Origin of the sequence: Nocardia sp. NPDC005745 (genome assembly GCF_040630775.1) — a bacterium.
Classification (GTDB): Bacteria; Actinomycetota; Actinomycetes; order Mycobacteriales; family Mycobacteriaceae; genus Nocardia.
Map to the genome: position 1 here is coordinate 146,037 of NZ_JBEXYF010000009.1, position 23,260 is coordinate 169,296.

Below are 23,260 nucleotides of genomic sequence, written 5' to 3' on the forward strand. Positions count from 1 at the left end.
CGAGCGACAGTATCGCGATCATGGTGCGCGGAAGAGTTGCGCAGCGCTGTCACCCGCGTCGACCGGAAGGCGGGCACCCCGCTCCCGCCTGCCGGTTCCGCCGTGATCAGTCGCGCAGTGGGCGGCCGTTGCTGTCCGGCACCTTGCCGGTGAGCATCAGGACGCCGTCGACGATGCCCCAGATCCAGCCGACGGTGAAGCAGGTGAGGATGCCGACGACCAGCTGAGCTACGCCCAGGCCGGTGTATCCGAGGTAGAAGCGGCCGACGCCGAAACTGCCCAGGAAGATCTGCAGGAGCCCCGCGACGAGCTTCTGCTTGTCCGACAGCGGTACACCGAAAGGGTCACGGCCCCAAGGCGCCTCCGGGTCGTTGGGGTTGTAGCCCTGCGGCCCGACCGGGTAGGGGGCGGCCGGGTAGCCCCCTGGCTGTTGACCGTAGGGATCGACGGGCTGTCCGTACTGGGGCTGACCGTAGGGGTCCGACGGCGCGCTGTACTGCGGCTGACCGTAGGGGTCCGACGGGGCGCTGTACTGCGGCTGGTTCTGCGCGTCCAGCCGCTTGGTCAGATCGGGACCCGTGCCGGGCGGGCCGTACTGCGGGCCACCGGTTTCCGGATTCTGCTGGTAAGGGTCGGTCACTCAGGTCCTCCTCGGTCGTGCGGGCACCCTTTGGTCGGCCCCCGTCCTGCTGAATCGCCGAACTGCCGTTTCGCGACGATCACGAGCCATTGTCACGGGGATCGACCTGGTTGTCGCCCCGGTGGCATTCGGCCCCGCGCACAGTTATCGCGACGGATCGCCCGAACGTTGCCGCCGGGGCGGTTCTGCGCCCACGATGCCGGGTCGAGTCGAGAACCGTGCCGTTCGCCGTCCCGGCCGTACCGGGCGATCAGTTCTTTTCGGAGGCCGACTTTTCCGAATCGGCCTTCTCCGAGGCGGTCCGGGAAGACTCGTCGGTCTCGCCCGCCTGCTGCCCGCCCGGCTCCGCCGAGCCGGACTCGGCATCGGACACCGCGCTCTCGGACGTCGGTGCATCGATGCCGGTCGTGGATTCGCCGGTCGGCGCGGACTTTCCGGGCGCAGCCACGGCGGCGCGCAGGGCGCGGATCTGCCACGGCCACGGCCGCGGGCTCGCGCCGGGTTGCAACTGCTCGGGCGTTTCGCGGCCCTTCGTCGCGAACACGAAGTAGGCGATCGCGGCAAGGAATACGACGGCGGAGGTGAACGAATTGATCCGGATGCCCGCGATCTTCGTCGCCTCGTCGGCGCGCATCAGCTCGATGAAGAACCGGCCGAAGCAGTAACCGGCGACGTACAGCGCGAACAGGCGGCCGTGCCCGATCCGGAAACGCTTGTCCACGAACACCAGCAGCACGACGACGAGCACGTTCCACAGCAGTTCGTACAGGAAGGTGGGATGCACGATCTTGTCGACCACGCCGGTGGAGGCGCCGTTCATCATGTCGAGCCTGCCGTCGTCGCCCACCCGCCGGTAGATCTCCAAGCCCCAGGGCAGGTCGGTCTCGCGGCCGTACAGTTCCTGGTTGAAGTAGTTGCCGAGCCTGCCGATGGCCTGGGCGAGCAGGATCGGCGGGGCGACCGCGTCGCCCAGGGCCGGCAACGGGATCCGGTACACCCGGCAGCCGATCCACGCCCCGATGCCGCCGAGCAGCACCGCGCCCCAGATGCCGAGCCCGCCTTGGTAGATCTTCAGCGCGTCGACCGGATTCCCGTCCGCGCCGAAGTACTTCTGCCAGTCGGTGGCCACGTGGTAGAGCCTGCCGCCGACCAGACCGAACGGCACCGCGAACATCGCGACGTCCAGGATCGCGCCGGGCTGCCCGCCGCGTGCGCGCCAGCGCCGTTCGCCCCACCAGATCGCGACGACGATGCCGAGGATGATGCACAGGGCATACGCCCGCAGCGGGAACGGCCCGAGCTGCCACACGCCCCGCGCGGGGCTGGGGATGTAGGCCAGCAGGGCGCCGCTGACGCCGCCGTCGGCCAGGACACTGTCTGCGAGGACTCGTAACGTCACGGGGTCACCGTAGCGGAGAAGCTCGGCCGCCACGCCACCACCGCACCGCCCTTGTCGTGCTGAGGCGCGCCGTCGCGACGCCCGGACGCCCCAGCCACCGGTAGGGCAGCGAGAACCCTGCCGTTGCGGCGAGCGCGGCCAGGCGCACTCCCGTGACTTGCACGTCCCCGACAGGAGTCACGCCATCCGGTGCACCGGCTCGTGCGCGTCCGGTTGGCCGGACTGGATCGCTGGTCTCGTGTCGCAGCGGCGACCAGGGCACCACGGGACGAGGCCGACCAGGGGCAGGCCGCCGGGGTGCGTTACCCCATCTGCGTGGGTACAGCGGCGGGGGCGGGCCGATTTCGCCGCCCGGCCGAACCGCCTTCCTAGGACGCCACGGTGGCCGAGCGCACGCCTTCGGCGAGTTCCGCCGTCAGTGCCCGGACGGCATCGAGACCCTGTCCCGCCGCGCTCACCAGCGCCGAGCCGACGATCACGCCATCGGCGAAGGACGCGATCTCGGCGGCCTGCTCGCCCGAGCGGACGCCGAGCCCGACGCCGATCGGGATGTCGGAGTGCGTCCGGATCCGCGCGCACAGGGCGGGCGCGGCCGAGGACACCACGTCCCGCGCGCCGGTGACGCCCATGGTCGAGGCCGCGTAGACGAAGCCACGGCTGGCCTCGAGCGTTTTCACCAGGCGCTCCTCGGTGGACGACGGCGCGACCAGGAAGATGCGGTCCAGGTTGTGCGTGGACGAGGCGACGAACCAGTCGTCGGCCTCCTCCGGAATCAGATTCGGGGTGATGATGCCCGCGCCGCCCGCGGCGGCCAGATCCCGCGCGAAGCGATCCACGCCGTACTTGAGCACGGGGTTCCAGTAGCTCATCACGACGGCCTTGCCGCCCGCGCCGGTGATCGCCTCGACCACCGTGAACACGTCGCGCACCCGCACGCCGCCGCGCAGCGCCTGCTCAGCGGCGGCCTGGATGGTCGGGCCGTCCATCACCGGATCGGAGTAGGCCACGCCGACCTCGATGATGTCGCATCCCGCGTCGACCATGGCGCGCACGACCTCGATCGAACCGGCCAGATCGGGGTAGCCTGCGGGCAGGTAGCCGATCAGCGCCGCGCGCCCTTCGGCGCGGCAGGCGGCGAAGGTGTTCGCCAAGCGGGACTGCTGGCTCACCGGCCCTCCTCCTTCGGCTCGTCGTCGAACAGCCCGAACCACCGCGCTGCCGTGTCCATGTCCTTGTCACCGCGGCCCGAGAGGTTCACCAGGATGACCGCGCCGGGGCCGAGTTCCTTGCCCAGTTGCAGCGCGCCTGCCACCGCGTGCGCCGACTCGATCGCGGGGATGATGCCCTCGGTGCGGCTGAGCAGCAGCAGCGCGTCCATCGCCTCGGTGTCGGTGATCGGCCGGTACTCGGCGCGGCCCACGTCCTTGAGGTAGGCGTGCTCCGGGCCGACACCCGGATAGTCCAGGCCCGCCGAGATCGAATGCGACTCGATGGTCTGGCCGTCCTCGTCCTGCAGCAGGTACGAGTAGGCGCCCTGGAACGCTCCTGGCGTGCCGCCGGTGAAGGTGGCCGCGTGCCTGCCGGTGTCGACGCCGTCACCGGCCGCTTCGTAGCCGATCAGCCGGACGTCGGCGTCGTCGAGGAACGCGTGGAAGATGCCGATGGCATTCGATCCGCCGCCGACGCAGGCGACGACCGCGTCGGGCAGCCCGCCGGTGGCGGCCTGCACCTGGGCGCGAGCCTCCATGCCGATGATGCGCTGGAAATCGCGCACCAGCATCGGGAACGGGTGCGGGCCCGCGGCGGTGCCGAAGCAGTAGTAGGTGTCGTCGGCGTTGGTCACCCAGTCGCGCAGCGCCTCGTTGATGGCGTCCTTGAGGGTCTGCGAACCGGAGGTCACCGAGATCACCTCGGCGCCGAGCAGGCGCATGCGCGCCACGTTCAGCGCCTGGCGGGCGGTGTCGACCGCGCCCATGTAGACGACGCAGTCCAGGCCGAGCAGCGCGCAGGCGGTCGCCGTGGCGACGCCGTGCTGGCCCGCGCCGGTCTCCGCGATCACCCTGGTCTTGCCCATCCGCTTGGCGAGCAGCGCCTGGCCGAGCACGTTGTTGATCTTGTGCGAGCCGGTGTGGTTCAGGTCTTCGCGCTTGAGCAGGATGCGCGCGCCGCCCGCGTGCTCCGCCAGCCGCGTGCACTCGAACACCGGCGACGGGCGCCCGGTGTAGTCACGCTGTAACCGGTCCAGCTCGTTGAGGAAGGACTCGTCGATCCGGGACTTCTCGTATTCGGCGGTCACCTCCTCGATGACGGCCATCAGGGCCTCGGGGACGTGCCTGCCGCCGTAGACGCCGAAATGCCCGCCCACGTCGGGCTCGTGGCCGCTGCGCTGGGCGACGCCGTCACTGGCCTGTGGTACCGCTGCCACGCCGGTCACCGGCCCCGCCGTGCCGGCTTCGGGCAGGACGGGTGGGTGCCCGCGGTCACCAGTTCCGAGACCGCCGCGCGGGGGTCGCCACTGGTCACCAAGCCCTCGCCGACGAGAACGGCGTCCGCGCCCGCGCCCGCGTAGGCCAGCAGGTCGGCGGTGCCGCGGATGCCGGATTCGGCGATCCGGATCACCTCGGTGGGCAGTCCGGGCGCGATCCGCGCGAACACGTCGCGGTCGACCTCGAGCGTCTTGAGGTTGCGGGCGTTCACCCCGATCACCGACGCGCCCGCCTCCAGCGCGCGGTCGGCCTCCTCCTCGGTGTGCACCTCGACCAGCGCGGTCATGCCGAGCGACTCGGTGCGGTCGATCAGGGAGGACAGCACGTCCTGCTCCAGTGCCGCGACGATCAGCAGGATGACGTCCGCGCCGTGCGCGCGCGCCTCGTGGATCTGGTAGGGGCCGACGACGAAGTCCTTGCGCAGGATCGGGATGTTCACCGTGGCGCGGACCGCGTCCAGGTCGTCGAGCGACCCGTTGAAGCGGCGGCCCTCGGTGAGCACGCTGATGATCCGCGCGCCGCCGTCCTCGTAGGACTTGGCCAGGCTCGCCGGGTCCGGGATGTCCGCCAGCTCGCCCTTGGACGGGCTTGCCCGCTTGACCTCGGCGATCACGCCGATGCCGTCCTCGAGCAGCGCCGCGCGGGCGTCCAGCGGCGCGGGCGCGGCGGCGGCGGCCGCCTTGACCGCCTGGAAGTCGAGAAGGGCTTCCCGAGCGGCCACATCCGCGCGGACCCCGTCGAGAATCGAGTCGAGTACCGTCATCTGGCTCGAATCCTTTCTGGGGAGACGGACTTGCTACCTGAGAATCCCCCCAGGCGCTGTCTCACCGATGCTGACAAAGAATAAATGGACCTACCGGGCGCGGATGCGCCGGGGCTCGGGTTCAACCATGCGGAAGGGTTCCGCGCAAGGTGGTACCCGCCACACCTGCCGCGCGGGAACAGCTCAGCGGCCACGTCGGTCCGCCTCACCGTGCTCCGGGTCCGCCGGACCCGACGGCCCGGCGGCGGGCTCGTCGGTCGGGTCGGTCCCGGCGTCCAGCGCGTCCCACAGCACGCGCTCGGACAGCTGGGGCGAGGACACATCGTCCGGGGATTGCGCGCGCCGCTGCGCGACCTCCGCGGTGGCGTCGGCGCGCCGGAAGACCGGGTTGTCGTACTTGCCGGACATCCGGGCCGCCTCGGCGGGCATCCGGGCCAGCAGCGCGCCCGCGCCGAACGCGGCGAGCGCGCCGAGCAGCGCGAGCACGGCCGGGAACGCCGACGTGGTCGCCGTCTCCACCTGGGCGCGCGCCGGGAGTTCGGCGAGTGTCGCGGCCCGCTCGGTGATCTTGCCGGAATCGGTCAGCAGCGCGAACGCGGGCACCGCGGCCACCGCCGCGACCAACGCGATCAGCACGCCGACCACGCGCCGCAGCCAGCCCCTGGTGGCCAGCACGGCCGCGATCGAGGCGAGCAGCACCAGCGCCAGCGGCGTGAGCGCGCCGAACCACACCCCGCCGTCGAGATGATCGGTGCGGGGCTGGGTGAGGCCGTCGGAAGAGCTGACCGTCACCCAGGTCATCCGGGACGACGCCCACAGCGCGGCGGCGGCGACGGCGAGCAGCGCGACCGGGGCCACGGGGTATCTCCGGCGCGACTCGCTTCCCGTGCCCGGCGGATCGGCGCGTGCGGCGGAATCCGGTGCGGCTGGACCGGCTTCCGGCCCGCCGGTCTCCGGGGCGGACTCCCGCGCCGGGCCGGGTTCGCCTTCGGGGTGGGCAGCTGTCATAGCGATCCACCGTCCGCCACATCCGGCTCCGGCTCCGCGCCGTAGGCCCGTACCGTTCCGGCCGCCGCGACCGCCTTCAGCACCGCCATCGCCTTGTTACGCGACTCCACGTCCTCGTATTCGGGATTCGAGTCCGCGACCACGCCCGCGCCCGCCTGCACGTAGGCCGTGCCGTCCTTCAGCAGCGCGGTGCGGATGGCGATGGCGGTATCGGCGTCACCGGCGAAGTCCAGGTACCCGACGACGCCGCCGTAGACGCCGCGCCGGGTCGGTTCGAGTTCCTCGATCAATTCCATCGCGCGCACCTTGGGCGCACCGGACAGGGTGCCCGCCGGGAAGCACGCCCGCACCGCGTCCAGCGCGATCCGGCCGGGCGCCAACCGGCCCGACACCGTGGACACCAGGTGCATGACATGGCTGTAGCGCTCGATGTGCCGGTACTCGGTGACCCGCACGGTGCCCGGCTCGCACACCCGGCCCAGGTCGTTGCGGCCGAGGTCGACGAGCATGAGGTGCTCGGCGTTCTCCTTCTCGTCGGCGAGCAGGCCCTTCTCCAGCAGCAGGTCCTCCTCCTCGGTGCTGCCCCGCCAGCGGGTACCCGCGATCGGATGGGTCGTCGCCACACCGTCTTTCACGGTGACCAGCGATTCCGGGCTGGAGCCGACGATGGAGAACGCGGTGCCGCCCTGGCCGTCCGGGATGTGCAGCAGATACATGTACGGGCTGGGATTGGACGCGCGCAGCATCCGGTACAGGTCGATCGGCGTCCCGTCGTAGTCCATCTCGAAACGCTGGGAAAGCACCACCTGGAACGCCTCGCCGGCCTCGATCTCCTTGACCAGGCGGCGCACGCCCGCACCGAACTCCTCGGTGGTGCGCCTGCGCCGGTACCGCGGCTCGGGCTGGTCGAAGACCGACACGGTGGATTCGGCGGGCGCGCCGAGCGCGGCGGTCATCCGGTCCAGCCGGGCCACCGCGTCGTCGTAGGCCTCGTCGACGCGCTCGGCGGTGCCGTTCCAGTTGACCGCGTTGGCGATCAGCGTGATGGCGCCCTCGTGGTGGTCGAACGCGGCCAGGTCGGTGGCGAGCAGCAGGACCATCTCCGGCAGCCGCAAGTCGTCCAGCGCCAGGCTGGGCAGCCGCTCCATCCGGCGCACCGCGTCGTAGCCGAGGTACCCGACCATGCCGCCGGTCAGCGGCGGCAGGCCGGGCAAGCGCTCGGTGCGCAGCAGTTCCAGCGTCTCGCGCAGCGCGACCAGCGGATCGCCGCCGGAGGGCGCGTCGGCCGGGACGCTGCCCAGCCAGGCCGCCTCGCCGTTCACCACGGTCAGCGCCGACGGGCTCCCCGCGCCGATGAACGACCAGCGCGACCACGACCGGCCGTTCTCGGCGGACTCGAACAAGAAGGTGCCCGCACGGTCGGCCGCGAGTTTGCGGTAGGCCGACAGCGGAGTCTCGGAGTCCGCCAAGACCTTTCGGGTCACCGGGACCACCCGGTGCTCCGCGGCCAGTTGATGGAACTGTTCGCGGGTCGTGGTGGTGGGAGTGGACGCGCCTGGCATGCACTCATCATCCCAGGCCGGGCCGATCGACCGGTGAGCGGTGCCGGTGACATGGGGGCGGACGCGACAAACGCGACAAATCAGGTCGACCGTCCGGTTCTCACGCGGCCGCCGAAGGTGTGGCGGCGCTCACTACACTCGCGGCGTTCCACGTCGCATGCGGTATCCATCTCGAGAGGAGACAAACTGATGTACCCCTCGCAATCGGTAGCGCCCGAGGGTCCTCGGCACATCCCGAACCACAGCGTCCCGCGCCCGCACGCCCCGCGCCAAGGGGCCACCGGCCATCCGGCCCACCCTCAGGGTGCTCCGAGCAACGCGCTCGCGTCCTTCGTCACCTACGTCAAAGCACTGGAGTCCCTGGACAAGAATTGTTTTCCCGACGAATACGCCGTCCACAGCCACCGCATCAGAGAGCTTCGGCCGTTCCTGCGAGCCCACGGCATCCTCGATGTGATGGCGATCAAAAACCCTGAGGTGGCAGCGCTCATCGGCGCGTAGCCGCCACACCCTCGGCTCGTGCCCGGCCACCGGCGCGGCGATCGGAGCGCGGGCGGCGCCTCGACGGGCACGAGCAACGGAGCGTGGTTTCCCCGACCGCCGCCGGAGAGCGGGATACCCGATTCAATCAAGCGCCCGGTAGGCTTTCCGGCTATGCAGCAAGGACAGCTCGCCCCCGCTTTCGAGCTTCCCGATCAGTCCGGCACCCCCCGCTCGCTAGACGCGCTGCTGGCGGACGGCCCCCTGGTCCTCTTCTTCTATCCCGCCGCCAATACGCCCGTGTGCACGGCCGAGGCCTGTCATTTCCGTGACCTCGCCGCCGAGTTCGCCGCACTCGGCGCCACCTGCGTCGGCATCAGCACCGACGACGTCGACACCCAGGCCGGGTTCGCCGACAAGCAGCGTCTCGGTTATCCGTTGCTCTCCGACGCCGACGGCGCCGTCGCCGCGCAGTTCGGCGTGAAGCGCGGACTGCTCGGCAAACTCGCGCCGGTGAAGCGGCAAACGTTCGTCATCGACACAGACCGCACCATTCGCAAGATCATCACCGGCGAGTTGCGCGCCGCGGTGCACGCCGACGAAGCCCTGAACTACCTGCGCACCAGGTAGTCCGCGCGGCGCGCCGCGGCCGCGCAGCCGCTGCCGGGCCGTGGTGCGGCCTAGGCTGGATCCATGACTTCGACCGAGGTCCAGCCCGGCGAGGGCAAACCCACCGCAGCGGTCTGGCGCACCCGGATCATCGGCGGCGCTGTGCTGCTGGCCGTCCTCGTCGTTCTCTACTTCATCCTGTCCGCGTTCATCCCCCGCTGGTGGGCGCAGCGGGTGGGATCGATGGTGCACGGTAGTTTCGCCAAGGGCATCGGCTGGGGCCTGTTCTTCGGCGGGATCTGCACCATCGTCACCCTTTTCCTGCTGCTGTTCGCCGTGCTGGTGTGGCGGCGCAAGGCCGGCAAGTTTCTCGCCGGTGCGGCCGGGGTCGTCGCCATCCTGTTCGCGCTGCCCAACCTGATGACGCTGACCATCGTGCTCGGCAATAGCAGCGCCGCCCACGCGGGCGAACGGATCCTGGATGTCGACGCGCCCGCCTTCCGTGGCGCCGCGCTCACCGGTGCCGTCGTCGCGGCACTGCTGCTCCTGCTCGCGGTCGCGCTGTTGCTGCTGCGCCGGTGGCGCCGCACGCACCCGCCCCGACCGAAGGCCGAGGAGACGCCCTCGAGCGGTGTGTGAGTGAACTCACGTCATGCAGCATCTTTATGACGGTCGAGCGAAGTCGTGGCAAACTCGTTGTCGCGGGTGACTGTGCACAAGCTTCTCGACAATCACTAGGACAACGAACGAAACCACGTCACTTGGCTTGAAAGAAGGCACACAGTGACGAAGTGGCTCGACCCGGTCGAACAACGCGCTTGGCGTGCGATCGTGGCGCTGATGACGCGACTGCCAGGGGCCCTGGACACCCAACTCCAGCGCGAGTCCGGCGTGACGCATTTCGAGTACTGGGTACTGACCCTGTTGTCGGAGGAACCGGGCCACCGGTTGCAGATGAGTGAGCTTGCCCACAAGGCAAATGCATCGCTATCGCGCTTGTCACACGTGGTTTCCAAGCTGGAGCGGATGGGCTGGGCACAGCGCTCGGCAACCGCGGGACGGCGCGGCGTGCACGCCGTGCTCACCGACGACGGGTACCTGAAGGTCGTCGAAGCCGCGCCCGGATATCTGGCGGCCGTGCGGCACCTGGTCTTCGACGGCTTGGACGACGCGCAGAAAGCCCAGGCCGCCGAACTGGGCGAACTGCTGGCCGAGCGGCTCGTCGACGCGCTCGACCAACTCGACCAGCTCGGCGGACTCATCCCGGCGACGGACGACCGACGCCCGAACGGCGGCTAGCCCGGCGCCTGCTCAGGATCGCGGGGCCAGGAGCACATCCGAGTCGAAGCAGGTGTGCGTGCCGGTGTGGCAGGCCGCCCCCTCTTGATCGACGACCAGCAGGATCGTGTCGCCGTCACAGTCGAGCCGCACTTCGTGCACGTACTGGGTGTGGCCGGAAGTCTCCCCTTTGACCCAGTACTGCCGACGGGAGCGCGAATAGTACGTCGCCTTACGGGTTTCCAGCGTGCGCGCCAGCGCCTCGTCGTCCATCCACGCGACCATCAGCACGTCACCGGTGGCGCGTTCCTGCGCGACGGCCGAGACCAGCCCGGCGTCGTTGCGCTTGAGACGGGCGGCGATAGCGGGATCGAGACTCATGGCACCGTTATAACAGGGGGCGCCGATTTCCGCCCGACCGCTACCGGATGACGATCTTCTCCGCCCGCATCGAATCCTTGACCTGGCCGATGGTGAGATCGCCGAAGTGGAACACGCTGGCCGCGAGCACTGCGTCGGCGCCCGCGTGCACAGCCGGGGCGAAGTGCTCGACCGCGCCCGCTCCCCCGCTGGCGATCACCGGGACCGTCACGGCCTCCCGCACGGCACGGATCATCGGCAGGTCGAAACCGGCCTTGGTTCCGTCGGCGTCCATGGAGTTGAGCAGGATCTCGCCGACGCCGAGTTCGGCGCCGCGCACCGCCCATTCGACGGCGTCGATGCCGGTGCCGCGTTTGCCGCCGTGCGTGGTGACCTCCCAGCCGGAGGGCGTCTCCGGCTGCCCGTCCGGCACGGTGCGCGCGTCCACCGACAGCACGATGCACTGGGAGCCGAAGCGCTCGGACATCTCGCGCAGCACCTCCGGCCGCGCGATCGCGGCGGTGTTCACCGAGACCTTGTCCGCGCCCGCGCGCAGCAGGCGGTCCACGTCCTCGACCGTGCGCACCCCGCCGCCGACGGTGAGCGGGATGAAGATCTGTTCGGCGGTGCGGGTCACCACGTCGATCATCGTGCCGCGATCACCGGTGGAGGCGGTCACATCCAGGAAGGTCAGCTCGTCGGCGCCCTGCGCGTCGTAGAGGGCGGCCAGTTCGACGGGATCGCCCGCGTCGCGCAGGTTCTCGAAGTTGACGCCCTTGACCACCCGTCCCGCGTCGACGTCCAGACACGGGATCACCCGTACGGCCAACGTCATTGCCTCACCCTTCCTCCGCGGCCGCCGGATCGGCGACCGTGCAGATCATGTCGAGCAGTTCCTCGTGCACGCCGGGCGCGGCCGCGAGCACGGAGCCGGAGGAGATGGTCCACGGCCTGCCCACCAGGTCGGTGACCACGCCACCCGCCGCGCGCACCAGGGCGACGCCCGCCGCATTGTCCCAGGGATGGTGCCCGAACACGATCGCGCCGCCGAGCACCCCGGAGGCGGTGAATGCCAGATCGATGCCGGTCGAGCCGTGCATGCGCACCCGGGAGGACAGCCTGCTCAGCGGTCCGAGCAGGTCGAAGCGGAATTGTCCGGGGATGCGGCCGTGCGCGTCCACGTTGAACGCGCCGAAACCGATCATGGCCTCGGCGAGTTTCCCGCGCGGCAGCGGCGGCAGCGGCTGCCCGTCCAGCAGCACGGGGCCCCCGGCCATGGCGGCGTAGCGGCGGCCGAGCAGCGGCAGCCAGGTCAGTCCCAGCACCGGCTCCCCGTCGCGGACCAGCGCGAGCAGCATGCCCGAGAGCGGATGCCCGGAGGAGTAGTTGAACGTCCCGTCGATCGGGTCGAGCACCCACGCGGTGCCGGAGGCGAGCTGCGGTCCGCCGAACTCCTCGCCGTGCACCTCGATCCCGGTGCGGCGCAGCAACTCGGCGGAGACGGTGCGCTCCAGCTCCAGGTCGAGTTCCGTGGCGAAATCGTTGCGGCCCTTCTCGACCGCGCTCGGCGCGCCGATACCCTCGACGAACCGCGAACACACCGAATCCAGGACCTCGCTCGCCGCCGCGAGCAGGTTCGACAGTTCCTGGGTCATCTCACCGCGGCCAGCGCCTCGGGCAGGGTGAACCGGCCCGCGTAGAGCGCCTTGCCGACGATCGACCCCTCGACGCCGTCGGGCACGAGTTCGGCGATCGCGACCAGGTCCGCGATGGTGGACACCCCGCCGGAGGCGATGACGGGTGCGTCGGTGGCCGCGCAGACCTCGCGCAGCAGGTCAAGGTTCGGGCCGGTGAGCGTGCCGTCCTTGGTCACGTCGGTCACCACGTAACGCGAGCAGCCGTCGCGCTCCAGGCGCTCGAGCACCTCCCACAGATCGCCGCCGTCGCTGACCCAGCCGCGGCCGCGGAGCCGGTACTCGCCGTCGATGATGCGCACATCGAGGCCGACCGCGATGCGCTCGCCGTGCCGGGCGATGGCCTTCGCGCACCAGACCGGGTCCTCCAGCGCGGCGGTGCCGAGATTCACCCGGGCGCAGCCGGTGGACAAGGCCGCCTCCAGGCTTTCGTCGTCGCGGATGCCACCGGACAGTTCCACCTTGACGTCGAGCTCACCGACCACGCCCGCCAGCAATTCCCGATTCGAGCCGCGCCCGAACGCCGCGTCCAGGTCGACCAGATGCACCCATTCCGCGCCGGCTTCCTGCCAGGCCAGCGCCGCCTCGCGAGGCGAGCCGTAGCTGGTTTCGCTGCCGGCCTCTCCTTGCACGAGGCGCACAGCCTCTCCGTTGGCGACATCGACGGCGGGTAGCAGCACAAGACTCACGAGAGCAGCCTAGTGGTTACCCGGCCGCGTCCGAGTGCAGGGCCTGGGCGGATGGGACGTCGATCACCGCGGCGGGCCTGGCGCGTGCGCGTCCAGGATGCGGGTCAGCAGCGTGACCAGGGTCTGCCGATCGCGCTCGGAGAAGCCCGCGAGCAATTCGTCCTGGGCGACCTTCAGGCGCTCGTCGAGATCGTCGAGGTGGCGCGCGCCCGCCGCGGTGAGCGTGACGATGTTGCGGCGTCGGTCGGCGGCGTCGGGGTTGCGCTCGACCAGCCCGCGCGCGGCGAGATCGTTCACCGCCGCGACCACGTCACTGCGGTCGATACGGGTACGCCTGCCCAGCTCCGCCTGGCTGGCCGGACCGAACTCACCGAGCGTGGCCAGCAGCGCGTAATGGTGCCGCCGGGAGCCGGTGGGCTCCAGCGCCCGCTCGGTCGCCCGATTCGCCACCAGCGCGACCTGATTGACCAGCCTGGTGGGCAGGACGCGGAGCCGCCCCGCGGCGTCTTCGTGCGCGATGTCCATGCGGCCACTCTAACAAGATTTGTTGGCAGCACCCACGATCTGTTACGTTGGAGTCACCAACGTTGGACAGGCCAACGTTCCGTCCGGAAGGCGACTTCGATGCGCAAGATTCGCTCGGCCCTCCCCCTGCTCGTTCTCCCGCTGGCCGCCCTGACCGCCGCCTGCGCCTCCGCCGCCGCGACCCCCACGCCGGAGGTGCGCGAGATGCTGGACCGCGGGCAGATCACCGCTCTGGTCGACCGGCTCGGCCGCGCCTTGGACGAGGGCCGCTTCGAGGAACTGCGGGCGATCTACACCCCGGACGCGACCGCGAAGACGCCCGGCGGCACGGCCGAGGGGCGCGACGCGCTGATCGCCCAGGCGAGCCGCAACCACGGCGAGGACAAACGCATTCAGCACGTGATCGGCAACGTGCTGATCGATCTGCGCGGCGGCGCGGCCGACGTGCGGGCCAACTTGATCGCCACTTTCGCACCCGCCTCCTCCGACGGGACGATTCCGCGGCCGCAGTACACCCTCGGCGAGGTCTACCGTTTCGACGCGGTCCGCACCACCGACGGCTGGCGCCTGTCCCGGGTGCGGACCACCCCGATCTGGTCCACCGGCACGCGTCCTTGATCGGTGCGTCGAGCGCGCGTGCGGTGACAGGCGAGGACGAGCAACGCGTACTGTGCCCAGCCCGCGCCGCACGGCGTAGCCGTTGATCACCGCCCCCGTCGACCGCAGGACCGGACGGTCACTCGCGGATCCGGAGCGAGCCCAGAGACGAGTCGGCGTATGCCCCCAGCCGGCAGCCCGGGCGTCGGCAGCAGTTGGGATCGCCGCGGCACGGGCCGCGGACGGTATCGTCTCCGCTCGGTGATCATCCCCGGTCGCCGCTTCCCTTCCGCACCGAGGAAGTGCATGTCACGATCTGAAATCGCTGCCGCCTTGTCGCTTTCGGCAGCAGCCTGCTTCGCGGCCTTCGTCGCCGCACCCGCCGCCAACGCCGCCGCGCCCGAGGAGGCGCGCTTGGCGGGATGCGAATTCGGCTCCGCCGCGGCGACCTACGACTACGCGCGGTTCGGCGAACACACCCGCCGGATGCTCGACCTCAGCACCGGAGAGTTCCGCGCCGAGTTCGAGAACTTCCGCGCCAACATCCAATCCAGTGCCGAGGCCGCGCACATCCGCGCCGAGGCCAACTCGGCCGACTGCCGCATCGTCTCCGGCGACGACAACCGGGCCGAGGTGGACGTCGACGTGGTGCGGACGGTGACCAGCGATGAGACCGACGGTCTGCCGCAGACCAGCCGCATGGCGATGACCGTGACGGTGGACAACGTCGACGGACGCTGGCTGGTCAGCAAGGTCCGCAAGCACTGACCGCAGCGGCGGTCCCGCGCGCCTCGGTGCGCGGGATCGCCCTACAGCGAGTTCACCCAGTTGCGCAGCAGGTGGGCGCCCGCGTCACCGGATTTCTCCGGGTGGAACTGGGTCGCCGACAGCGCGCCGTTCTCCACCGCCGCCAGGAACGGCACCCCGTGCTCGGCCCAGGTCAGCTTGGGCGCGGCGAAGTGCTCGCCGGCCGGCAGGTCCCAGGTCTGCGCGGCGTAGGAGTGCACGAAGTAGAAGCGGGTCTGCGCGTCGAGGCCCGCGAACAGCATGCTGTCGGACGGGGCGGAGACGGTGTTCCACCCCATGTGCGGCAGCACCGGAGCCGACAGCCGTTCCACCGTGCCCGGCCATTCGGCGCACCCGTCGCTCTGCTCGCCGAATTCCACACCCCGCTCGAACAGGATCTGCATGCCGACGCAGATGCCCAGTACCGGGCGCCCGCCGGCCAGCCGCTGCCCGATCAGGCGTTCGCCCCGCACCGCACGCAGTCCCGCCATGCACGCGGCGAACGCCCCGACGCCCGGCACGACGAGTCCGTCGGCGGCGAGCACCGCCTGCGGGTCCGCGGTCACATCGACGCGGGCGCCCGCCCTGGTCAGCGCTCGTTCGGCGGAGTGCAGATTGCCGGACCCGTAGTCGAGCAGGGCCACCGTTTTCGCGCTCACAGCGTTCCCTTCGTCGAGGGGACCCCGCTCACCCGCGGGTCGAGTTCCACCGCGGCGCGCAGCGCCCGGGCCACCGCCTTGAATTCGGCCTCGGTGACGTGGTGCTGATCGCGGCCGTAGAGCACCCGCACGTGCAGCGCGATACGCGCGTTCAACGCGATCGACTCGAACACGTGGCGGTTGAGCACGGTGGAGTACGGCGCGCCGGGACCGGAACCGGGAATCACCGTGTGCACCAAGTGCTCCGGCTCACCGGTGTGCACGCAGTAGGGGCGGCCGGACACGTCGACGGCGGCGTGCGCCAGTGTCTCGTCCATCGGGATGTAGGCATCGCCGAACCGGCGGATCCCCGCCTTGTCGCCCAGCGCCTTTCCGAGCGCCTGACCGAACACGATCGCGGTGTCCTCGACCGTGTGGTGCGCTTCGATCTCGGTGTCGCCCTCCGCGCGCACGGTCAGGTCGAAGCTCGCGTGCGCGCCGAGCGCGGTCAGCATGTGGTCGTAGAACGGGACGCCGGTGGCGATCTCGGTCTTGCCGGTGCCGTCCAGATCCAGCTCGACGACGATGCCGGATTCCTTGGTGACCCGCTCCACCCGGGCGGTCCTACTCATGCTCACGTCCAATCGGGTTGCCGCCGATAGCTTCTCGGCGCTGGTTCATCGCGGTGCCAGGTCGCTGCCTGCCAGCAGCCCGCTGACCCGCAGCAGTTCGTCGTTCTCGGCGGCGAGGCCGATCGTGGTGCGCAGATAGCCGGGAAGGCCGACGTCGCGGATCAGCACGCCGTGCTCGAGGTAGCGCTGCCAGCTGCGCGCGGCGTCGGCGAAGCGGCCGAAAAGCAGGAAGTTGGCGTCGCTGGGGATCACGTCGTATCCGAGCTCGCGCAATGCCGCCGCCACCCGGTCGCGCTGGGCGGCCAGTTCGGCGACGCTGCCGAGCGTCTCGTCGGCATGCCGCAGGGCCGCGCGCGCGGCGGCCTGGGTGACCACCGACAGGTGGTAGGGCAACCGCACCAGCAGCATCGCGTCGATCACCGCGGGCGCGGCGACCAGATAGCCCAGGCGCCCACCGGCGAACGCGAACGCCTTGCTCATCGTCCTGGTCACCACGAGCTTCGCGGGGAACCGGTCGATCAGCCCGATGGCGCTCGGCTGCGCCGAGAACTCGCCGTAGGCCTCGTCGACCACCACGATGCCGGGAGCGGCCGCGAGGATGCGCGCCAGGTCCTCCTGCGGGATGCTGTGCCCGGTGGGGTTGTTCGGGCTGGTCACGAACACCACGTCGGGTGTGCGCTCGGCGATCGCGGCCAGAGCGTGGTCGATGTCGAGGGAGAAGTCGGCGTTGCGCTTTGCTTCGATCCACTCGGTGTCGATGCCTTCGGAGATGATCGGGTGCATCGAGTACGAGGGCACGAACCCCAGCGCGCTGCGGCCCGGTCCGCCGAAGGCCTGCAACAGCTGCTGCAGGATCTCGTTGGAGCCGTTGGCGGCCCAGACGTTGCCGGTGTCCACCGCCATACCGGTCTGCGTGGTCAGATACCGCGCCAGGTCGGTGCGCAGCGCGACGGCGTCGCGGTCCGGGTAGCGGTGCAGGTCCGCCGCGGCCGCGCGGATCGACTCGGCGACGTCGTCGATCAGCGCCCGGCTGGGCGGATGCGGGTTCTCGTTCGTGTTCAACTGCACGGGGACCGTCAACTGCGGTGCGCCGTAAGGCTTCTTGCCCCGCAGGTTCTCCCGCAGCGGCAGGTCGTCCAGGGTCAGGTCCGCGCCGGGCGCGCTCGCCGCGCGCGTCATGAGAGGGCCTCGAAACGCGCTTGCACGGCCTGGCCGTGCGCGGGCAGGTCCTCGGCGTTCGCCAGCGCCACCACGTGGCCCGCGACATCCTTCAACGCCGCTTCGGTGTATTCCACGACGTGGATCCCGCGCAGGAAGGTCTGCACGCTCAGGCCGGAGGAGTGCCGCGCGCAGCCCGCGGTGGGCAGCACGTGGTTGGAGCCCGCGCAGTAGTCGCCCAGGCTGACCGGCGCGTACGCGCCGACGAACACCGCTCCGGCGCTGCGTACCCGCGCCGCGACCGCGGCCGCGTCGGCGGTCTGGATCTCCAGGTGCTCGGCGGCGTAGGCGTTCACCACGCGCAGGCCCTGCTCGATGTCGTCGACGAGGACGGTGCCGGACTGCTTGCCGCGCAGCGCCTCGCCCACCCGGTGGGCGTGCTTGACCACGGTCAGCTGCGTGGTCAGCGCCGCGTCCACCGCGTCGGCCAGCTGCTCGCTGTCGGTGACCAGCACGCTGGCGGCGAGCACGTCGTGCTCGGCCTGGCTGATCAGGTCGGCGGCGACGTGCACCGGATCGGCGGTCGCGTCGGCGAGGACGGCGATCTCGGTGGGGCCCGCCTCGGCGTCGATGCCGACCAGGCCGCGGCACAGCCGCTTGGCCGCGGTGACGTAGATGTTGCCCGGCCCGGTGATCAGGTCCACCGGCTCCAGCTGCGCGCCGTCGGTGTCGACGCCGCCGTAGGACAGCAGCGCCACGCCCTGCGCTCCGCCGACCGCCCATACCTCCTCGACGCCGAGCAGCTGCGCGGCCGCCAGGATGGTGGGGTGCGGCAGCCCGCCGAACCGCGCCTGCGGCGGTGAGGCCACCACAAGCGAGCCGACGCCCGCGGTCTGCGCGGGCACCACGTTCATGACGACGCTGGACGGGTAGACGGCGTTACCGCCCGGCACGTACAGGCCGACCCGCTCGACGGGCACCCAGCGCTCGGTGACGGTGCCGCCCGGCACCACCTCGGTGGTCTTGTCCGTGCGCCGCTGATCGGCGTGCACCTTGCGCGCCCTGGCGATGGACTCCTCCAGCGCCGCGCGGACCGCCGGGTCCAGCCGTTCCAGCGCGGCTTCCAGCTCGGCCGCGGGCACCCGCACCGTCGCCGGGATCACCCCGTCGAAGCGCTCGCTGAACTCCAGCGCCGCCGACACGCCCTGATCACGGATCGCCTCGACCACCGGACGCACCTGATGCAGCACCGAGTCCACGTCGACTCCCCCGCGCGGCAGCGCGGCGCGCAGCTCGGCGACGGAGGGAGTACGACCGCGCAGATCGACGCGGGCGAGCTCGATGCGGGATGTCATGTGGTGTCGGTCCTTGTCTCCAGCTGAATCCGCAACAGGAAAGTTGCCGCTACCAGCCTAATGGGCCGACGCGAGCCGTTATCGCCGTGGTCCGGGCGGCCGGGTCGCGAGGCAGCGGTGTGCGCAGGTCGGCGGTCGGTAGCTGCCGTCGGTGCGCCGAACTGTGGCGTTGCTCTCCTACGCCCGCGTCAACGAGTGTCGCTGTCGATCTGCACAGACCCGCTGCCGGGGTTGATCACCCGGAGCGTGACCGACTTGTTCCGGCCGCCGTAGGTCACGCTGGCCACGTTGACGTCCACCGAACCGTCCGCGTTGGTACCGGTACCGCCACCGGCCGTGTCGACGGTGTTGAAGCCGGTGACCCGGTTCTGCGTCCAGTAGTCCTCGAAGGCTTGCTGGCTCCCGTAGACCTGCTGGGCAGCCGGGGTCAGCTGCTTCCAGGCAGCGGAGAGACTCAGGTAGGTGAGGTTGTTGTAGAAGTTCACCACCAGATCGATGGACTGCCGCGAGTCGGCCTTGCCGACGCTCTTCGTCTCCCCCACGGGGACGGCGGCCGAGGTCGTGTTGCCACCGGGGCGTGTGGACGCGACCACCGACGAGGTACCGCCCTGCGAGGCGTTGGTGTTCGAGCCCGACGAGCTCAGCATGTTCACCATGACGGCTGCGGCCACCACGACCGCGCCGATCAGCGCACCGATCAGCACCGCGCGCCGTTTCCCTCCCGAGCCCTGACTCGGCGTCGGGCGCGGCTGCGCCATGGTGCGGGGATGGGCCGCGGTGTCCGGGTGGACGGGCGGCGGGGGCGTGGGACGGGGACGCGGCTGGCGCTCGGTCGGCGTGTAGGGCGCCGAGGCCATCGCCGAGGGCCGCAGCGCGCGGGTCGCGGATTCCGGCTCGCCCGCCCTCGGCCGGGTGAAGGCTTCGCTGGCGGGCACGAACCCGGCGGCCACCGGCGCGGGGCCCGCATCGGCGAACGCGGCGAGGTGGTCGCGCGCGGCCCGCATGCTCGGGCGCTCGCGTGGCTCGGGGCTGAGCAGGTCGAGCAGGAAATCCGTGGCGGGCCCGGCGTTGCGCGGTTCGCTCAGCTGACCGTTGGCGGCGGCGTAGAGCACCGCGAGTGGGTTGGAGCCCGCGCCGTAGGGCGGTTCGCCCTCGAGCGCGTGGAACAGCGTGGCGCCCAGCGCGAACACATCGGAGGCGGGGCTCGGGTCGGAGCCGCGGGCGACCTCCGGCGCGAGGTAGGCGGCGGTGCCGCAGATCAATCCGGTCTCGGTGAGCGTGACGTCGCCGGTCGCGCGGGAGATGCCGAAGTCGGTGATCTTCACCGTGCCGTGATCGTCGAGCAGGATGTTGCCCGGTTTCACGTCGCGGTGCACGATGCCCGCCTGGTGCGCCGCGATCAGCGCCGAGGCGACCTGTTCGCCGATCCGCGCGACCTGGGTCAGCGGCAACGTGCCCTGGGCGCCGATCACCGCCGCCAGGCTCTTCGACTTCAGGTACTCCATCACCAGGCAGGGATCGCCGTCGTGCTCGGTGATGTCGAACACGACGATCGCGTTGGGATGCTGGAAGCGGGCGGCGTTGCGGGCCTCCCGGATGGCGCGCTGGCGCACCACGACGCGTTCGGCCTCGGGCAGGCTCGGCTGGATGTGGATCTGCTTGACGGCAACGGAGCGCTGGAGGCGTTCGTCGACGGCACGCCAGACCACGCCCGTGCCGCCGCTACCAATCCGCTCGACCAGGCGGTAATGCTCCGCGATCAACTGACCGGTATCGATGGCGCCTACTCCGAACCTTCTCGAAATCGTGACATCCCGCATATTGATTACTCACGCGGTCCGGGGATGAGTGTAGCGGGCGCCGGAACACTCGTACGCGTCAGCCGGACCTTTCCGCGGCCCCGAATCGCCCGGCACGGACTATCCGCGAGCACGCAGCATCCGGCCCGCGGCGTCCACCGCGGGCGCCGAACTGCTCGCGTCGCTGATGAACACGGCAAATGCCAGGTCGCCGTCGATGCCGACGAACCAGCCGTGCGCGTGGGCGTCATCGATGTACTCCGCGGTACCGGTCTTGCCGAGCAGCCCGGGGAGGTCGCGCAATTGTGTCGCGGTGCCGTCGGTGATCGTCTCGCGCATCATGGCTTTCAGCTGGTCGTCCACCTGCGGCGGCAGTGCCTCCGCCGTCCGGTCGGGGGTGCCCGGCTTGCCCGCGACGAGGGTGGGCGCCGGCACGGCGCCGCGGGCGATGGACGCGGCGAGCAGGGCCATGCCGAACGGTGACGCTGTCACCTGCCCTTGACCGATCGCCGATTCCACCCGCAGCGCGGAGGTCTCCGCCGCGGGGACTTTTCCGGTGACGGTGGTCAGGCCCGGTGTGACGTAGTCGATGCCGAGTCCGAGTTGTGCGGCGGCTTTCGTCAGGGCATCGGCGGGCAACTGCGCGCCGAGCGCGCCCATCGTGGTGTTGCAGGACCGGGCGAACGCGGTGTGCAGCGGGACCGAGCCGAGATCGAAGTTGTTGTCGTTGGGGATGCGGCGGCCCTCGATGTTCGCCGTACCGGGGCAGGGCAGCACGGTGTCGGGTGTCGCGGCGCCCGCCTGCAGCGCGGCGGAGACGGTGACCGTCTTGAACGTCGATCCCGGCGGGTAGAGCCCGGTGAGCGCGATCGGGCCCTGCGCGTCGGCGGCGGCGTTCTGCGCGATCGCGACGACCGCACCGGTCGAGGGCCGCAGGGCGACGATCGCGGCGGGCTGGGCGACCGGGGCCAGCGCCGCCTCGGCCGCGCGCTGCAGGCCGGGATCGAGCGTGGTCGCGATATCGGCGGTGGGCCTCGGGTCCGTCCCGGCGACGCGCTGGGTGCCCTGCGGGGTCTGGGCGCGCACCGCCCACCCGGCGTTCGCGTCGGCGGACTCCTGCCACAACTCGGCCAGTCCGGACAGCGTCGGGGCGGCCAGCGCCTTGTCGGTCGTCAGCAGCCGGGTCTGCGGCGCGAGGGTGACGCCCGGCAGCGCGGTCAGGCGCTCCCGGATCGGGGCGAGGTCGGCCTCGCGCAGGGTGATCGCGGTGATCGGCTTGCCTTGCGCCGCGGCCAGTTCCGTTTGCAGCGACTGCGCGCCGAGACCGGGCGAGAGCGGGCCGAGCAACTCCGCGACCGCGGCGAGATCGGTGCCGGGGGCCAGATTCACCAGCGTGACGATCTGCTCGGTCATCAGTTCGGCGCCCGCGGCATCGAGGATGCGCGCCGGTTGCGGATAGACCCTGCTGTAGCTCAACGGCCCGCCGGCCAGGCCCGGGGCGACCGTGGCGGGATCCCACTTCACCCGCCACCCCCTCCCGTCGTCGTGCGCGGTGCCGTTGGTGGTGTAGGTCCACTCGGACTTGCCGTCCCCGCCCAGTTTCCAGGTGGCGGCCAGCGTGAAACTCTCGTCGTCGACCGAGCGGACCTCGTAGCGCACGTCCTTGCCGAGCCCCCCGTAGAGCGCGCCGAGGGTCTCGGAGGCCAGGGCCGGGTTGTCGGTGAGCGCGGCCGCCGCGGCGACGTCGTCCTGGTTCAGCGCCTCGGCGAACTGCCCGGCCACGGTGTCGGGTTGATCCGGTCCGGACGAGCAGGCGGCGAGCACGAGCACCGGTGCGGCGAACAGGACGAGGGACTTCCGGTTGGTACGCACGCCGACGACCCTATCGGGCCGGGCGCGATACCGGGCGGGGCCCGATGTCAGTCGCGCGCCCACCTGGCCTCCGCCAGCGCGGCGGCGTCGTCGTCGGTGAGGTCGATGTCGAACACCTCGGCGAGGATCTTGGGGAGTTCGGCGGGTTCCAGTTCCCGCGTGTCGCTCGTGCCGTCGGGAAACTCCGTGACGAACGTGGTGCCGTCCAGCACATGGTGCGCGTCCGGGTGGAAGCGCTGCACATACGGCCGGGTGGTGAACGGGGAACGCGGTGAGGTCGACACGAAGTGGTTGCCGACGGCGTAGTCGATGCGGTACTGCGGATTCAGCGTGAAGCTGTGCCGGTCGATCCATCCGTCGCGGCCGTATTGGTGCAGCACCCACAGCTCGGAATCCAGCTCACCGCGCGTTCTCTCCAGCCGGAACTTCCACCCCCCCGCCGCGAATTCGCCGGTCTCCGAGGATAATTCGAACGGCGCGAGCGGTCCGGCGCCGAAGCCGACGTCGCACAGCCATACCCGGTCGTCGTCGGTGGTCGTCACGCGCAGCAACGCGTGGGTGGCGGGCCGCAACCCGGCGCCCGCGCCCATGCTCACCCGCCCGCTCAGCCCGGTGACGCCGAAACCGAGTCGTTCCAGCGCCGCCGCGAACAGTCCGACGTTCTCGTAGCAGTAGCCGCCGCGGCGGCGGCGCACGATCTTGTCCTGCAAGGTCGCCAGGTCGAGGGGAATCGACCGGCCCAGGATGATCTCCAGGTTCTCGAACGGGATGGCGGTGGTGTGCGCCCGCACCAGGTCGCGCAGCGTCCGGACGGTAGGGGCGCGCTCGCCGCCGAAACCGATCCGGGCCAGGTAGGCATCCAGATCGAGATCCGCTCCGTTCCAGTGGTAGGCCGGGTCGGTCGGCTTGCTCATCACGTCCTCGCTTCGT

The 23,260-nt window shown here is 70.9% G+C and carries 25 protein-coding genes; 6 read left to right on the top strand and 19 right to left on the bottom strand.

Going from position 1 to position 23,260, the window contains the following annotated elements; genetic code table 11:
• Positions 1–106 precede the first annotated feature (106 nt).
• From ABZ420_RS12435 to ABZ420_RS12465, 7 genes are all read right to left on the bottom strand, one after another.
• The gene (locus ABZ420_RS12435) at positions 107–640 is read right to left on the bottom strand and encodes a TM2 domain-containing protein (protein ID WP_040866035.1); all 534 of its coding nucleotides are present in this window, start codon (positions 638–640) and stop codon (positions 107–109) included.
• A 250-nt stretch (positions 641–890) separates the two neighbouring features.
• Positions 891–2,039, bottom strand: coding sequence for a prolipoprotein diacylglyceryl transferase (gene lgt / locus ABZ420_RS12440; protein WP_357120852.1), 1,149 nt, complete (start codon positions 2,037–2,039; stop codon positions 891–893).
• Positions 2,040–2,407: 368 nt separating this feature from the next.
• On the bottom strand, positions 2,408–3,208 hold the full coding sequence (gene trpA / locus ABZ420_RS12445; RefSeq protein ID WP_357041671.1) for a tryptophan synthase subunit alpha: 801 nt from the start codon (positions 3,206–3,208) through the stop codon (positions 2,408–2,410).
• The gene (trpB, locus tag ABZ420_RS12450; protein WP_357041668.1) at positions 3,205–4,473 is read right to left on the bottom strand and encodes a tryptophan synthase subunit beta; all 1,269 of its coding nucleotides are present in this window, start codon (positions 4,471–4,473) and stop codon (positions 3,205–3,207) included. Before trpB ends, trpA begins: the two co-directional genes overlap by 4 nt.
• Complete coding sequence (gene trpC, locus ABZ420_RS12455) at positions 4,470–5,288, bottom strand: indole-3-glycerol phosphate synthase TrpC (RefSeq protein WP_062970871.1); 819 nt, start codon at positions 5,286–5,288, stop codon at positions 4,470–4,472. Before trpC ends, trpB begins: the two co-directional genes overlap by 4 nt.
• A gap of 183 nt (positions 5,289–5,471) precedes the next feature.
• Positions 5,472–6,296 carry a TIGR02234 family membrane protein gene (locus ABZ420_RS12460; protein WP_357120855.1) on the bottom strand — a complete coding sequence of 275 codons (825 nt, stop codon included), beginning with the start codon at positions 6,294–6,296 and terminating at the stop codon, positions 5,472–5,474.
• The gene (locus ABZ420_RS12465; protein WP_357120858.1) at positions 6,293–7,858 is read right to left on the bottom strand and encodes an anthranilate synthase component I; all 1,566 of its coding nucleotides are present in this window, start codon (positions 7,856–7,858) and stop codon (positions 6,293–6,295) included. Before ABZ420_RS12465 ends, ABZ420_RS12460 begins: the two co-directional genes overlap by 4 nt.
• Positions 7,859–8,047: 189 nt before the next feature.
• Between ABZ420_RS12465 and ABZ420_RS12470 the strand changes: the two genes are divergently transcribed.
• The 4 genes from ABZ420_RS12470 to ABZ420_RS12485 all read left to right on the top strand — a co-directional run bounded on the left by ABZ420_RS12470 (position 8,048) and on the right by ABZ420_RS12485 (position 10,246).
• On the top strand, positions 8,048–8,359 hold the full coding sequence (locus ABZ420_RS12470) for a hypothetical protein (protein WP_357120861.1): 312 nt from the start codon (positions 8,048–8,050) through the stop codon (positions 8,357–8,359).
• A gap of 153 nt (positions 8,360–8,512) precedes the next feature.
• Complete coding sequence (locus ABZ420_RS12475) at positions 8,513–8,968, top strand: peroxiredoxin (RefSeq protein WP_357120864.1); 456 nt, start codon at positions 8,513–8,515, stop codon at positions 8,966–8,968.
• Positions 8,969–9,031: 63 nt separating this feature from the next.
• Positions 9,032–9,586, top strand: a complete 555-nt coding sequence (locus ABZ420_RS12480) for a permease (protein WP_357120867.1) — start codon at positions 9,032–9,034, stop codon at positions 9,584–9,586.
• Positions 9,587–9,787: 201 nt separating this feature from the next.
• On the top strand, positions 9,788–10,246 hold the full coding sequence (locus ABZ420_RS12485; RefSeq protein ID WP_357121070.1) for a MarR family transcriptional regulator: 459 nt from the start codon (positions 9,788–9,790) through the stop codon (positions 10,244–10,246).
• 12 nt (positions 10,247–10,258) lie between these two features.
• Here ABZ420_RS12485 and hisI read toward each other — a convergent pair whose 3' ends face one another.
• The 5 genes from hisI to ABZ420_RS12510 form a co-directional block, all read right to left on the bottom strand.
• Positions 10,259–10,606 (bottom strand): phosphoribosyl-AMP cyclohydrolase, encoded by a 348-nt coding sequence (gene hisI, locus ABZ420_RS12490; RefSeq protein ID WP_357120870.1) that lies wholly within the window; start codon positions 10,604–10,606, stop codon positions 10,259–10,261.
• Positions 10,607–10,646: 40 nt separating this feature from the next.
• Positions 10,647–11,420, bottom strand: coding sequence for an imidazole glycerol phosphate synthase subunit HisF (hisF, locus tag ABZ420_RS12495; RefSeq protein WP_357120873.1), 774 nt, complete (start codon positions 11,418–11,420; stop codon positions 10,647–10,649).
• Between the two features lie 4 nt (positions 11,421–11,424).
• Positions 11,425–12,240 carry an inositol monophosphatase gene (locus tag ABZ420_RS12500; protein ID WP_357120876.1) on the bottom strand — a complete coding sequence of 272 codons (816 nt, stop codon included), beginning with the start codon at positions 12,238–12,240 and terminating at the stop codon, positions 11,425–11,427.
• Positions 12,237–12,968, bottom strand: a complete 732-nt coding sequence (gene priA, locus ABZ420_RS12505) for a bifunctional 1-(5-phosphoribosyl)-5-((5-phosphoribosylamino)methylideneamino)imidazole-4-carboxamide isomerase/phosphoribosylanthranilate isomerase PriA (RefSeq protein WP_062970890.1) — start codon at positions 12,966–12,968, stop codon at positions 12,237–12,239. The genes ABZ420_RS12500 and priA overlap by 4 nt, the downstream gene beginning before the upstream one ends.
• A 63-nt stretch (positions 12,969–13,031) precedes the next feature.
• The gene (locus tag ABZ420_RS12510) at positions 13,032–13,493 is read right to left on the bottom strand and encodes a MarR family transcriptional regulator (RefSeq protein WP_357120879.1); all 462 of its coding nucleotides are present in this window, start codon (positions 13,491–13,493) and stop codon (positions 13,032–13,034) included.
• Between the two features lie 99 nt (positions 13,494–13,592).
• Between ABZ420_RS12510 and ABZ420_RS12515 the strand changes: the two genes are divergently transcribed.
• Positions 13,593–14,111: a nuclear transport factor 2 family protein gene (locus ABZ420_RS12515; RefSeq protein WP_357120882.1), complete on the top strand. Its 519-nt coding sequence runs from the start codon at positions 13,593–13,595 to the stop codon at positions 14,109–14,111.
• A gap of 285 nt (positions 14,112–14,396) precedes the next feature.
• Positions 14,397–14,858 (top strand): hypothetical protein, encoded by a 462-nt coding sequence (locus tag ABZ420_RS12520; protein WP_040866021.1) that lies wholly within the window; start codon positions 14,397–14,399, stop codon positions 14,856–14,858.
• Between the two features lie 41 nt (positions 14,859–14,899).
• Here the strand turns inward: ABZ420_RS12520 and hisH are convergent, their stop codons facing one another.
• From hisH to ABZ420_RS12555, 7 genes are all read right to left on the bottom strand, one after another.
• Positions 14,900–15,535, bottom strand: coding sequence for an imidazole glycerol phosphate synthase subunit HisH (gene hisH, locus ABZ420_RS12525; RefSeq protein WP_357120885.1), 636 nt, complete (start codon positions 15,533–15,535; stop codon positions 14,900–14,902).
• Positions 15,532–16,146, bottom strand: a complete 615-nt coding sequence (hisB, locus tag ABZ420_RS12530; RefSeq protein ID WP_040866019.1) for an imidazoleglycerol-phosphate dehydratase HisB — start codon at positions 16,144–16,146, stop codon at positions 15,532–15,534. Before hisB ends, hisH begins: the two co-directional genes overlap by 4 nt.
• Positions 16,147–16,191: 45 nt before the next feature.
• Positions 16,192–17,325, bottom strand: a complete 1,134-nt coding sequence (locus ABZ420_RS12535; protein WP_357120889.1) for a histidinol-phosphate transaminase — start codon at positions 17,323–17,325, stop codon at positions 16,192–16,194.
• A complete protein-coding gene (gene hisD / locus ABZ420_RS12540; protein WP_040866017.1) occupies positions 17,322–18,659 on the bottom strand; it encodes a histidinol dehydrogenase in 1,338 nt (445 codons plus the stop codon). The genes ABZ420_RS12535 and hisD overlap by 4 nt, the downstream gene beginning before the upstream one ends.
• Before the next feature lie 188 nt (positions 18,660–18,847).
• Complete coding sequence (locus ABZ420_RS12545; protein WP_357120892.1) at positions 18,848–20,422, bottom strand: protein kinase; 1,575 nt, start codon at positions 20,420–20,422, stop codon at positions 18,848–18,850.
• Positions 20,423–20,578: 156 nt separating this feature from the next.
• Entirely contained in the window at positions 20,579–22,330 is a 1,752-nt protein-coding gene (locus ABZ420_RS12550; protein WP_357120895.1) for a penicillin-binding transpeptidase domain-containing protein, read from the bottom strand.
• A 47-nt stretch (positions 22,331–22,377) separates the two neighbouring features.
• Complete coding sequence (locus ABZ420_RS12555) at positions 22,378–23,244, bottom strand: arylamine N-acetyltransferase (RefSeq protein WP_357121073.1); 867 nt, start codon at positions 23,242–23,244, stop codon at positions 22,378–22,380.
• Positions 23,245–23,260: the final 16 nt, after the last annotated feature.

Bases quoted from the DNA above. Each gene is read 5' to 3' on its own strand.
- trpC (WP_062970871.1), bottom strand. From the start codon at position 5,288: ATGACGGTACTCGACTCGATTCTCGACGGGGTCCGCGCGGATGTGGCC.
- ABZ420_RS12460 (WP_357120855.1), bottom strand. From the start codon at position 6,296: ATGACAGCTGCCCACCCCGAAGGCGAACCCGGCCCGGCGCGGGAGTCC.
- ABZ420_RS12465 (WP_357120858.1), bottom strand. From the start codon at position 7,858: ATGCCAGGCGCGTCCACTCCCACCACCACGACCCGCGAACAGTTCCAT.
- ABZ420_RS12470 (WP_357120861.1), top strand. From the start codon at position 8,048: ATGTACCCCTCGCAATCGGTAGCGCCCGAGGGTCCTCGGCACATCCCG.
- ABZ420_RS12475 (WP_357120864.1), top strand. From the start codon at position 8,513: ATGCAGCAAGGACAGCTCGCCCCCGCTTTCGAGCTTCCCGATCAGTCC.
- ABZ420_RS12480 (WP_357120867.1), top strand. From the start codon at position 9,032: ATGACTTCGACCGAGGTCCAGCCCGGCGAGGGCAAACCCACCGCAGCG.
- ABZ420_RS12485 (WP_357121070.1), top strand. From the start codon at position 9,788: ATGACGCGACTGCCAGGGGCCCTGGACACCCAACTCCAGCGCGAGTCC.
- hisI (WP_357120870.1), bottom strand. From the start codon at position 10,606: ATGAGTCTCGATCCCGCTATCGCCGCCCGTCTCAAGCGCAACGACGCC.
- hisF (WP_357120873.1), bottom strand. From the start codon at position 11,420: ATGACGTTGGCCGTACGGGTGATCCCGTGTCTGGACGTCGACGCGGGA.
- ABZ420_RS12500 (WP_357120876.1), bottom strand. From the start codon at position 12,240: ATGACCCAGGAACTGTCGAACCTGCTCGCGGCGGCGAGCGAGGTCCTG.
- ABZ420_RS12510 (WP_357120879.1), bottom strand. From the start codon at position 13,493: ATGGACATCGCGCACGAAGACGCCGCGGGGCGGCTCCGCGTCCTGCCC.
- ABZ420_RS12515 (WP_357120882.1), top strand. From the start codon at position 13,593: ATGCGCAAGATTCGCTCGGCCCTCCCCCTGCTCGTTCTCCCGCTGGCC.
- ABZ420_RS12520 (WP_040866021.1), top strand. From the start codon at position 14,397: ATGTCACGATCTGAAATCGCTGCCGCCTTGTCGCTTTCGGCAGCAGCC.
- hisB (WP_040866019.1), bottom strand. From the start codon at position 16,146: ATGAGTAGGACCGCCCGGGTGGAGCGGGTCACCAAGGAATCCGGCATC.
- ABZ420_RS12535 (WP_357120889.1), bottom strand. From the start codon at position 17,325: ATGACGCGCGCGGCGAGCGCGCCCGGCGCGGACCTGACCCTGGACGAC.
- hisD (WP_040866017.1), bottom strand. From the start codon at position 18,659: ATGACATCCCGCATCGAGCTCGCCCGCGTCGATCTGCGCGGTCGTACT.
- ABZ420_RS12555 (WP_357121073.1), bottom strand. From the start codon at position 23,244: ATGAGCAAGCCGACCGACCCGGCCTACCACTGGAACGGAGCGGATCTC.